Genomic DNA, 12,248 nt, shown 5'->3' with positions numbered 1-12,248 from the left:
GTTAGTTTGTCGCGCAGTTATTCTCTAACCCAATATAACGGTCAAAAGCAACAATAAATTGTTTATGCTCTTTCTTTAGCCAAGGATGTTGGTAACTTTCACCGGGTAAGAGTTGTAATATCTTGGCATTTTCTTCGTCAGAATCGCATTTGTCATTTAACAGTAAACGGAAATAAGTATTACCTGTGTTTTTGATGGTGCCGGCAATATTATTATGATCATAAGCGAATTTCATTTCGCGAGGGCGGATCACCATGACAGTATTTAATCCAACGGTAGGAACAACCAAAGGCTGTTTACTGTCTTCCTGATAAGGTACTAAGTTAACTGGAGTTTCTTCAATAATAATACGGTAATAGCGCTCTTTATCGTCTTTAGCACCTTTATAAAATAATTTAAAAAACTCATGTTCATTTGGTAATAACACTTTTTGCAAAGGTGTATAAAGTATTTCACCATCATCTATGGGAAGTTGTTTTTCATCTTTTTCTTTTCCTCCCGGTTTTTCGATTTTATAAACATGAATTTTATAGAGATTGGTTCTGTCTGTATTATTAAGATAAGTACGAGAGAAAAAGGTTTTATCAGATTCAAGGGTAAAAACTTCAGAACCGACATAAAGAGCATGAGCTGAAAATGTCAGTATTGAAAGTGCTAATGTACTGATGAATTTTAATATTCTTTTCATTATATCTCTTTAATTAGCTTGTTTTAATAAATGATAATAATAAAGTCTATAATATCATCAATACAAAAATCATCATGTGTTATGAATAATAAAACGGGTATAAATACTCAATTTATACCCGTTGGTCACTTCACCCTATTTTTAGTGAACATCTGTTCCAGACCATTCAGCAAATACATTGACATAACCGCTGGCTTCTACCACACCAATCCAGTCTTCCCCTTCCATTGAGAAAAGAGAAGTACCTTCATTCATTGGGAATGTCAGTTGTAGATCGGTACGATAGAAGTAACCCTCTAACTGATAAGGGTAAGGCCATGTAGTTTGTGTCCATAAGGCTTCTTTAATGGAGATAGGCACATTATCGCAAGCTGTACGGGTTTTTACTTTTGAGCCACTTTCGTTGGTATAAGTTAGATAGGCTGAAAAAGGCACATTAATTTTTTTGTCTCTAGAGCTAAATAAGCAGTAAGGCTGGCCTCTTAATGTGACTTGAGGTCCTTCAACGGCGGCAGTAATTTTATTCGCTTGGCGAAATGCACTGGTGGTAACGATATAGTCAAAGGTTAGCGGTGGCTCTTTATCGCCGACTTTCCCTTCTCTATGAGGATTGTTCACCAGTTCTTTAGAGACAATACTAATGCCATAATCGCGAGGTTTTATAATAATCGTATTAGAAGGTGTAAATTCATAATAGCCAGATTGTGGTGCAACGGTTTTGTTATCAAAACCAAACGTAAATAATTGCTGGCTTTTAGATAAATCAATTTTACGAGTAATGAGTTCTTTTAGAAATGTTTGTGAAAAAAAGACATCAATTCCATTTTCTCCGGCAGATAAAATATTTGTAGCATAAGTTCTATCATTGTAATTATACCACTTGGTAAAGTTGCTTCCTTTTATTTTAATTGTGGCACTTTTAGGGTCAAAACCTAGCATTGGATCTATATTTAAACTAATGCGAATTGTACTGATTAATGAGCCTTTTAGTTCAGATTCTACAAGACGACAACTTACCCCTGAGACATTTGCTATTGTTGTTATAGAACAGAATTTGGAGCCTAGACCTAATATGGCATTACCATTACTATCAACAAAAATTTCTTGTAATGCATTTGTAGAAATTAATTTTAAATGTCCAACTTTTGTTAAATCGTAAATGGTCTTTTCTTCATTTTTAGGCTCAACATCGACACAACGTTGACCTCTTGATGGATCATAAAATTTATTTGTTGAACAAAAACGGTAGTCTAAAGTTGTTTGAGTATTTACTGCCATTTTATCAAAAAATAAATATGAACTGTTGGAGAAAATCCCTCTAGCATTATTCGATTGTCCATCGTTATTGAAAGCTGGGATGTGATAAGCACCATCGGCTAGGATATACTCCGCTGCATTTAATGCAGTATCCGGACAACCAGACTGATCCCTTCGGCAACGATTACCCGTAAAAGGTTCTCTAATGGGAGAATTTTCTAACCAAATATCACCATAATAATTTTTCCCCACTTTCCATGTGCCCATACCCATATAGCCTAGGCTAGCGTGCTTTTCTACAAATTTCGCGAACTCATTTGAGCCAGTGAAGCGAGGACTTAATTTTGACGTAGTAATAAAATATTCATTATCGATATTATTTTCGACAAAAAAGAATTCATTTTTGTCAGCGAATGAATTAGAAGAAAATAAAGATATAAAGATAAAACCTAATTTTTTAAAATTTATCATAATATTAGGAACCTAATTTAAAGAGATCTTAATTCCGAATCGCTAAAGTAGTCTGCGGATCACAAATCACATCACCCACCCATAGCACACCACGTGCAGATGAAAGGTCTAATTCAGCTTCACAAATTTGTTTATCATCTTGTTGCAATGAAATGACCGGATAGAGCTTATCAACATCCATCGCAAATTGCCCTTGATGATCGGTTTGTGTGTGACCGATATGGTTACGTACCTGCGCACTGGCTAACAGAGTGCCATCGGGCGATTTCATTCGACCAAATACGGTGACCATCTGTTTTAACTCAGGCTGATGTACCGCAACGTTACCCGGATAAAGCACCACGTTTTTCACACGACCCGAAGCAATATCAAAGCTATCTTCACTGTTTTTATCATTCAGTAATTCGACTTTATAAGTACCGTAAGGAGAAAGCGGAATAAAGTTATTACCGCCCGATAACACAAAGCGCTGACCATTGACGTTGGCAGCAATTTGCCCTTCGCCATCAATACCGGTTTTGACAATTACCCCTGATGTTTCTTGTTTACCACTGGCGGAGAAATTCATATCGCTATAAGCCAATGAACCTCGTGCCGTTAATGTGGTATTTAAACGATCATTATTAGGGCGGCTCATACTTAACGTACCCGTACTGTATTTGGTATCGAACATACCGTAACCGCTAACAGAGAAATCACTGTCAGTACCGTCTTTATCATGTAACAGGGTGGATACAGATAAGCCTGCATTACTAATGGCTGAATTTTCAAAGCTTTTCGATGCTGAGAGTTCACCACGCACGTTACCATTGCTGGAAGAAACACCGGCACTTAACCATGTGGCTAATGGCAGTGAGAAATCTAGTGTGACGTATTTTTCGTTGGTACTGCTTTGATTGTCATAGTGATAGCGTTGGATACCAGTACGTAAACTCATACTGCCGTAACGCCCGTTATAGAGAGTAGTGGAATACTCAAAGTTGTTTGATTTGTTTTTATCGCGTAAATCTTTGGTATAGGAGTAGGTAAATGATCCTGCATATTCCCAAAATTGCGTTAAGTTCAGGGTAGTACCAAAAGAGTAGTTATCAGAGTCATACATCGGGAAGTCATCTTTGATATTCCCTTTCTCTTTATTTACCCAAAGTGAACCAAAGCCCTTAGGTAAAGCATAAGATGCCGTGATGATATTGCGATCACTACCATCATTAGCAAAAAGCGATTGCCAACTGGTTGATAGGTTCTCACTGAGTTGTAAATTAGCATTAGTTTCAAGGACGGCTAAATCATCAAATGCATAGGTTGAGGTTTGTAAATTTAATCCTGAGAACACCCCTAAAGTAACTGTTCCTGCGCCACCGACAAGCCAAGTGTTATCTGAGTTAGAGGTTTTATATTCATTATCTCTATTTTTAATGCGTTTTTTATAATCAACATAGCCGGAGAAGATTTCCCAACGAAACTCATTAAGTGTGGCACCACGCATATTAAAGGTTTTATTCACGGTTTGAGCTTGTTTGGCGTGAACTTTACCATCAATCACCACTTCAACTTCAACTTGATAAATACCAAAAGGCAGCGGAGCGGTATCAACTTCAAAGCTTCCCATTGGAAAACTTTGAATACTTAATAATTTACCTTCCCGATAAATACGCACTTCGCCTGCGCTAGGTAAGAAAACGGTAATCGGAGTGAGTGAGAGTTGTGAATGGTTAACTTTAGATGACGAGTTATTACCGTAAGTGATCCCGTAAACTTTACTACTATTAAGTGCCGACATTGATGCAATCGACTGTAAGTTCCATGTATTTAATAGACCAAAAGCAAAACGGCGACCATTAAAGTCACGTTCAAACATGGCACGATAAAAGTCAAAAGACTGCTCTGCGGTACCTAAGCCATAAGCCGTAGCACTCAGGTTTAAGTGGTTTTCGGCAAAGCTAACAATACTATCAACAGAAAAATAGCTGTTGGTATTATCTTTTTGATTTTTTAACTGATTATTATAAATACCCAAATCATAGGTTGTGACTGCTGACATATTTCTGACAGTAGATGCACCAAGCATTTCGGTACGAGCTTGAACTTGAGTGGCAAGACCTGACTCACTAACATCTAAAGTCATAATGAAGGAGTTTAAGTCAAAGACTAAGCTTGCATCAGGCGAAAGCGTGACTTTGCCTTGTTGCTCAATAGGCATGTCTTTTAATTCACCCAATGATTCGATAATTTTTTCATTGATAGAAGCAATGTGTGAATCATCATTATCATAGGTCGGTGTGACTGAACTAATAACCAGTTGATTACCTTTAAGTACAACCAGTGCATCTGCAATTTTATTACGATTTTGTTCTTCTAAAACTGATTGATTAGAGAGGTTATAACGCAGATAAACAGGAATAGTCATACCTTCTTCTAATGCAGTGGCAAAGACACTAGGAATAATATAATTACCAATCTTTAAACTGGTTGGTTGGCTATATGTATTCTCGGACAATAGGAACATAGCAATACCTAGTGCCACCACAGATTTACGCACAAGGAGTCCTTATGAAATTAATTCACAATAATAAAATCATCGTTATGCCAAACGCCGACAGTTGCTTTTTTGCTTTGAACATCGACTTGTTTTAATTTGACACCAAGGCCCGGCATGACGTAATAGCGTTCACTACAACGGTTATTTTCATTTCTTGTCACGGCATCAGGCATACAATCACCCGTTGCAACGGTACGGAATGAACTATTTCCCGTGTTGTAGACAATGCGAGCATTTTTATCAAAACGATAACTAAAATTTTCTTGACGAGGAGCAACGACTAAAATGGTGCTTATCATTGCGGATGTGGTCGCAGTTGCTGCCTTTTGATTTTGGGTTGCACCTGTTTCTGTGACCGGATCATCACGCCAAACTAAGCGGTAATAGCGCTCTTGATTATCACTAGGGCCTTTATAGAAAATCTTGAAATTTTCTTTGGTTTTACCGGGTAAGATTAAGTTTGCTGGCGAGATCAAAATCTCGTTATTAACTAAAGGGAGCACTTTTCCATCTTCTAAAGGCGATGAAATACGTTCAATAGATAACCCGACTAAACGAGCTTGCTCGACATTATTTTCAATTTCTTTGGCAAGAATAGTTTGGTCAGACTGCATTGTTTCAGTAATGGCACCGACATGAATAGCCGAAGCGAAATGGCTATAAAAAAACAAAGGACTCAAACACGTCAATATTATTTTTTTCATTACGAATCCTTTAGGGATGAGCGAAAATTCGCTCGCCCCTTATTTATTAAAAACCAGTTTGATGGCTTACGATGTTTTACTTGGTGAAGTCGCCTTCCCAAGTTGCAGTAAACTGAACTTTAACGTCACCATCCCAGTAACCGTCTGCTAAATCAGAGAATTTAGCATCAGCACCAGCTTGTTTTGCAGACGCAATATTGAAAGTGAATTGGCCTTGACCACTCACACGTTCTTTACCGTTGTAAGCGCCATTTTGAGCTAAGAAATCCAGACCTGCAGAAGTACCAGCTGCAACGTCAACCATAGTGGTATCTGTTGAGTTAGATAAGGCTACGCCATTCCATTTAACGCCGACTGTTAATTCGCTATCATCAGCAGCACGAGTTAATTTGTCAGTAACGATTTTTGAAGTCAGTTTAAAGTCAGTCGCTTTTTCTTGACCTTGGATAGTGATGTCGAACGCACCATCTTGAGTATTAAAGCCTTTAATACCTTCAGCATAGTTAAATACTAAAGATTTTAATGGAGTAACAACTAACATACTTTTAGTATCTTTAATTGCTTTTGCATCCCATGAAGCAACTGCGTTTGCTTTACGAGTGTCTGCTTGAGCAAGGGTAGTAGCACCCATAATAGCAACAGCAAGAACCGCCAATGTCAGCTTTTTCATACTATATCCTTTATTGATTATCTATATTAGATTGCTTTTTTATCTTTCTATTAATGAAAGAAATTTTATGCGTTTATCCATTTTCTGAATAAAAGAGTCCTTCTCTAAAATGCATCATTTAAATAAATGCTATTTTAAAGAATAATTCTTTTTGATTTTTTATTAATCAATAAAATATTGTCTTATTGTTTTTTAGGTATAATGAGTCCCTAATTGCTATTTAAAGAAATAACGATTTAAATAAGAGTTATTTTTTTATTGTTAATTAATTGTGGTGTTTTTATCTGAAATGGATATCTCCTAACCCTGTGTTTTATATCTGAATACTTATTATGTGAGTTAATTTAGACAACATACTAGTATAAGTTGATAAGAAAATTCTTATAGCATTTATTGTTTAAAAAATAAAAGTTAAAATATATTTATCTATTTAACCTTGTTTCACTCCTATAGGGAGTATGGCGATTTTTATCATAAGATTTATTTCTTATTTTTTGTTTTTCAAATTATATTTTATATTTTATATTTTACTTGTTTTGTATTTTAATTTGCATATCATCCAAAATAGATGTGAAAATTATAGTTTATATTTAAATAATGTTCTTTTTTAATTTAAAATTTCTTATCGTCTAGATAATGCGATATTTACACCTTTTACGTGTCAAAAAAGAAAGTTTTTTATTATTAAAGTTATATTAAGAGTTAAATTAAGAATAACTACTATCTTAATTTGATTGTCAGAATGGGCTTTTATGAGATGATTGTTTTTTTATAAAGCGGTCAGAATGAAATAAAAAAGTAAAATAATAGTTACATTATGTTATTATTTATTTTGTTATAAATGTTGATTTATTAAATAAGAATAAAACAAGTCTATATATGATTGTGTTTAAATGATTAATCATAAAAAGGAGCTTATTTTACTTTTTTAAAATTGCTTTTTAATAATAGTAATAAATCTCGTTATAATGCTGTTATTCTAGATTGAATAATGTAGGGTTAAAAATAAAACGGGTATAAACACTAAATTTATACCCGTAGATTGAGCGGCCTGACTTTTAGTAAATATCAGTACCAGACCATTCGGCAAAGACATTGACATAACCGCTGGCTTCAACGACACCAATCCAGTCTTCACCTTCCATTGAGAAAAGAGATGTACTTTCATTCATAGGAAAGGTGAGTTGTAAATCAGTGCGATAGAAATTACCTTCTAACTGATAAGGATAAGGCCATGTGGTCTCCGTCCATAATGCCTCTTTAATGGAGATAGGCACGTTATCGCAAGCTGTACGCGTTTTTACTTTTGAGCCACCCTCATCGGTATACGTTAAATAGGCTGAAAAAGGTACATTGATTTTTTTATCTTTAGAGCTAAATAAGCAATAAGATTGTCCACGAATTGTGGTTTGAGGCCCTTCAACGGCGGCAGTAATTTTATTGGCTTGGCGAAATGCACTGGTGGTAACAATATAGTCAAAGGTTAGTGGTGGCTCTTTATCGCCGACTTTCCCTTCTCTATAAGGATTGTTTACCAGTTCTTTAGAGACAATACTAATGCCATAATCACGGGGTTTTATAATAAGAGTATTGGAAGGCGTAAATTCATAATAGCCAGATTGCGGAGCTACGCTATTTTTAAATAAAAACGTAAACATATTTTGGCTAGAGGATAGATCAATATGATTATCAATAAGTTTCTTTAGAAATTGATTAGACATAAATATATATATTTTATTATTACTTTTACCAAGTAGATCTGATAATCTTAAATAATTAGAGATAGATGTTGTATTACTATCGTATTTTTGCCAAGTGTTACTTCCATTACCAATTAATAAATCATCCCTAGAAATAAGCTTATTATCCATAATTATAGACGATACGTTAACCCGAATTCCTAGCTTATTACCGAACTCTTCAATACTGCCTTGAAAATCATATTCACCTAATGCACACATGATACCATTATTTTTATTAACTATAGTTACTTCACAAAACTTAGAGCCTAATCCTAAAATAGGATTACCATTGCTATCAATAAATATTTCTTGCAGCGCATTTGTAGATTTTAATTTCATATGTGCAATTTTAGTTGCTGTGAGATCTAGATTCTCAGTTTTCCCTCCAACATCTTGGCATGTTTGATTATTATTAATGTCATAATCTTTTGTTGTATAACATGTATAGAGATGGAAAGTATCACTGCTATTGATGCTTTTATTTTTTAAATATTCATAAAATGATTCTGAGAATGCGGGTCTGACATATTGAGATTCCCTAACAGTTCTTTCTTGATATAAATGATAAAAGCCATCTTTTTTGATAACGTCGGGTGCAAGGAATGAATCAGGGCAGCCATTACCGACCATGCATCGGTTACCTATATAAGGATAATTTACAGGGGAGTTCTCTAGCCAAACATCCATATATATTTTAGATCTAGGGGTAATTTTCATTTCATTTTTTCCCATATATCCAATACTAATATTATTAGTAGCATATTTAGATAATTTACTAGGACCAGTAAAACGGTAATCTAGATCGACCGATGTGATAAAGTATTCATTATCAACATTATTCTCTATTACCATATACCAGTTTTCTGTGGATTTACTTAATGAACTGAAAGAAAGAGTCATTAGAACTGAAAAAATAAAAAAGCGGACAATAGACATTATTATTCCTTTTAATCTCGACTCGCCAACGTAGTTTGTGGATCACAAATCACATCACCCACCCATAGCACACCGCGAGCTGACGACAGATCTAATTCAGCTTCACAAATTTGTTTATCATCTTGTTGTAATGAAATCACTGGATAACGTTTATCAACATCCATCGCAAACTGCCCTTGGGTATCGGTTTGAGTTCGCCCGATATGGTTACGTACCTGAGCACTGGCTAACAATGTGCCATCAGGCGATTTCATTCGACCAAACACGGTGACCATCTGTTTTAACTCAGGTTGATGCACTGCAACGTTACCCGGATAAAGCACCACGTTTTTCACCCGACCCGAAGCAATATCAAAGCTGTCTTCACTGTTTTTATCATTCAGCAATTCGACTTTATATTCGGCATAAGGAGAGAGCGGAATAAAGTTATTACTACCCGATAACACAAAGCGTTGACCATTGACGTTGGCGGCAATTTGTCCTTCACCATCAATACCAGTTTTGACAATCACGCCCGATGTTTCTTGTTTACCACTGGCGGAGAAATTCATATCACTATAAGCCAGTGAGCCTCGCGCCGTTAAGGTGGTATTTAAACGATCATTATTAGGGCGACTCATGGTTAATGTACCGGTGCTGTATTTAGTATCAAACGAGCCGTAACCACTGACAGAGAAATCACTGTCAGTACCGTCTTTATCATGTAATAGGGTGGACACGGATAAGCCTGCGTTACGGATAGCAGAATCTTCAAAGCTTTTTGACGCAGATAACTCACCACGCACATTACCATTGCTGGAAGAAACACCCGCACTAAGCCATGTTGCCAGTGGTAATGAAAAATCTAAGGTAATGTATTTTTCGTTGGTACTGTTTTGGTTATCGTAGTGATAACGCTGGATACCAGTACGCAAGCTCATACTGCCATAACGCCCGTTATAGAGTGAGGTGGAATACTCAAAGTTGTTTGATTTGTTTTTATCGCGTAAATCTTTGGTGTAGGAATAGGTAAATGATCCTGCATATTCCCAAAATTGCGTTAAGTTCAGCGTAGTACCAAAAGAGTAGTTATCAGAGTCATACATCGGGAAATCATCTTTGATATTCCCTTTCTCTTTATTTACCCAAAGCGAGCCCAAACCTTTTGGTAGTGAATAAGATGCTGTAATGATATTGCGATCACTGCCATCGTTAGCAAAAAGCGATTGCCAGCTGGTTGATAGATTTTCACTGAGTTGTAAATTGGCATTAGTTTCAAGGACGGCTAAATCATCAAATGCATAGGTTGACGCTTGTAAATTTAACCCGGAGAAAACCCCTAAAGTGACAGTACCAGCACCACCCACTAGCCAAGTATTATCAGAGTTGGATGTTTTATAACCATTGTCTCTGTTTTTGATGCGTTTTTTATAATCTACATAGCCTGAGAATATTTCCCAACGAAATTGGTTTAAGGTCGCTCCTCGCATATTGAAGGTTTTATTCACGGTTTGAGTTTGTTTGGCGTGAACTTTACCATCAATAACAACTTCAACTTCAACTTGATAAATACCAAAAGGCAGCGGAGCGGTATCGACTTCAAAGCTTCCCATTGGGAAATTTTGAATACTTAATAGCTTACCTTCACGATAAATGCGCACTTCACCTGCACTGGGTAAAAAGACCGTAATGGGTGTTAGAGAAAGTTGAGAATGGCTTACTTTAGACGATGAGTTATTACCGTAAGTAACACCATAAACTTTACTGCTATTGAGTGCTGACATGGAAGCAATAGATTGTAAGTTCCATGTATTTAATAGACCAAAAGCAAGACGGCGACCATTAAAGTCACGTTCAAACATGGCACGATAAAAGTCAAAAGATTGCTCTGCGGTGCCTAAGCCATATGCAGTGGCGCTTAAATTCAAATGGTTTTCAGCAAAACTCCAAATACTATCGATTGAAAAATAACTGTTGGTGTTATCTTTTTGCTGTTTCATTTGATTGTTGTAGACACCTAAATCATAGGTTGTGACTGCTGATATATTTCTGACTGTTGATTCACCAAGCATTTCTGAACGGGCTTTAACTTGTGTGGCAAGACCTGCCTCGCTGACATCCAAGGTCATAATGAAGGAGTTTAAATCAAACACAAGACTAGCATCAGGTGAAAGCGTGACTTTGCCTTGTTGCCCAATTTGTGCATCTTTCAATGAGATAAGTGAATTAATAATTTTGTCATTAATAGAAGCAACTTGAGAATCGTCACGATCGTAAGTTGGTGTGATAGAGCTAATAACAATTTGATGGTCTTTAAGTACTACCAGCGCATCTGCAATCTTATTACGGCTTTGTTCTTCTAATACAGATTGATTAGAAAGGTTATAACGCAGATAAACAGGGATCGTCATGCCTTCTTCTAATGCAGTAGCAAAGACACTGGGAATAATATAATTACCAATCTTTAAACTGGTTGGTTGGCTATATGTATTCTCGGACAATAGGAACATAGCAATGCCTAGTGCCACTACAGATTTACGCACAAGGAGTCCTTATTAAATTAATTTATAATAATAAAATCATCGTTATGCCAAATACCGACAGTTGATTTTTTGCTTTGAACATCGACTTGCTTTAATTTGACACCAAGGCCCGGCATGACGTAATAGCGTTCACTACAACGATTATTTTCATTTTTTGTCACGGCATCAGGCATACAATCGCCCGTGGCGACAGTACGGAATGAGCTATTCCCCATGTTATAAACAATACGAGTGCTTTTATCGAAACGGTAACTGAAATTTTCTTGACGTGGCGCGACAACTAAGATGGTGCTTATCATTGCGGATGTGGTCGCAGTTGCTGCTTTTGCGCTCTGTGTTGATCCAGTTTCAGTCACGGGATCATCACGCCAAACTAAGCGATAATAGCGCTCTTGATTATCACTAGGACCTTTATAGAAAATCTTGAAATTTTCTTTGGTTTTACCGGGTAAAATTAAGTTTGCTGGTGAGATCAAAATCTCATTATTAACTAAAGGGATCACTTTTCCATCTTCTAAAGGCGATGAAATTCGCTCAATAGATAATCCAACTAACCGTGCTTGCTCGACATTATTTTCAATTTCTTTTGCAAGAATAGTTTGATTTGACGGCATTGTTTCAGTAATGGCACCGACATGGATGGCTGCTGCAAATTGGCTATAAAAAAATAAAGGACTCAAACACGTCAATATTATTTTTTTCATTACAGATCCTTGAGG

The 12,248-nt window shown here is 36.2% G+C and carries 8 protein-coding genes; all 8 read right to left on the bottom strand.

Features of this window, described 5'->3' with window-relative positions; genetic code table 11:
* Window position 1: 1 nt before the first annotated feature.
* Window positions 2-688 carry a fimbrial protein gene (locus tag D7029_RS15980; protein ID WP_194951223.1) on the bottom strand — a complete coding sequence of 229 codons (687 nt, stop codon included), beginning with the start codon at window positions 686-688 and terminating at the stop codon, window positions 2-4.
* Window positions 689-829: 141 nt separating this feature from the next.
* Window positions 830-2,212, bottom strand: a complete 1,383-nt coding sequence (locus D7029_RS15975) for a fimbrial protein (protein WP_194951222.1) — start codon at window positions 2,210-2,212, stop codon at window positions 830-832.
* A gap of 232 nt (window positions 2,213-2,444) precedes the next feature.
* Window positions 2,445-4,955, bottom strand: coding sequence for a CS1-pili formation C-terminal domain-containing protein (locus tag D7029_RS15970; protein WP_194951221.1), 2,511 nt, complete (start codon window positions 4,953-4,955; stop codon window positions 2,445-2,447).
* Between the two features lie 17 nt (window positions 4,956-4,972).
* Window positions 4,973-5,659, bottom strand: a complete 687-nt coding sequence (locus tag D7029_RS15965; protein ID WP_194951220.1) for a hypothetical protein — start codon at window positions 5,657-5,659, stop codon at window positions 4,973-4,975.
* 76 nt (window positions 5,660-5,735) lie between these two features.
* Window positions 5,736-6,329 carry a common pilus major fimbrillin subunit EcpA gene (gene ecpA / locus D7029_RS15960; RefSeq protein ID WP_194951219.1) on the bottom strand — a complete coding sequence of 198 codons (594 nt, stop codon included), beginning with the start codon at window positions 6,327-6,329 and terminating at the stop codon, window positions 5,736-5,738.
* A gap of 1,058 nt (window positions 6,330-7,387) precedes the next feature.
* A complete protein-coding gene (locus D7029_RS15955; protein WP_194951218.1) occupies window positions 7,388-9,007 on the bottom strand; it encodes a fimbrial protein in 1,620 nt (539 codons plus the stop codon).
* 11 nt (window positions 9,008-9,018) lie between these two features.
* On the bottom strand, window positions 9,019-11,529 hold the full coding sequence (locus tag D7029_RS15950; protein ID WP_194951217.1) for a CS1-pili formation C-terminal domain-containing protein: 2,511 nt from the start codon (window positions 11,527-11,529) through the stop codon (window positions 9,019-9,021).
* Between the two features lie 17 nt (window positions 11,530-11,546).
* The gene (locus D7029_RS15945; RefSeq protein WP_194951216.1) at window positions 11,547-12,233 is read right to left on the bottom strand and encodes a hypothetical protein; all 687 of its coding nucleotides are present in this window, start codon (window positions 12,231-12,233) and stop codon (window positions 11,547-11,549) included.
* Window positions 12,234-12,248 lie beyond the last annotated feature (15 nt).

Origin of the sequence: Proteus vulgaris, from assembly GCF_016647575.1 — a bacterium.
Taxonomy (GTDB): domain Bacteria; phylum Pseudomonadota; class Gammaproteobacteria; order Enterobacterales; family Enterobacteriaceae; genus Proteus; species Proteus mirabilis_B.
This window is presented reverse-complemented; position numbering and strand designations above follow the sequence as displayed.

Bases quoted from the DNA above. Each gene is read 5' to 3' on its own strand.
- ecpA (WP_194951219.1), bottom strand. From the start codon at position 6,329: ATGAAAAAGCTGACATTGGCGGTTCTTGCTGTTGCTATTATGGGTGCT.
- D7029_RS15975 (WP_194951222.1), bottom strand. From the start codon at position 2,212: ATGGGCACATGGAAAGTGGGGAAAAATTATTATGGTGATATTTGGTTA.
- D7029_RS15965 (WP_194951220.1), bottom strand. From the start codon at position 5,659: ATGAAAAAAATAATATTGACGTGTTTGAGTCCTTTGTTTTTTTATAGC.
- D7029_RS15945 (WP_194951216.1), bottom strand. From the start codon at position 12,233: ATGAAAAAAATAATATTGACGTGTTTGAGTCCTTTATTTTTTTATAGC.
- D7029_RS15955 (WP_194951218.1), bottom strand. From the start codon at position 9,007: ATGTCTATTGTCCGCTTTTTTATTTTTTCAGTTCTAATGACTCTTTCT.
- D7029_RS15980 (WP_194951223.1), bottom strand. From the start codon at position 688: ATGAAAAGAATATTAAAATTCATCAGTACATTAGCACTTTCAATACTG.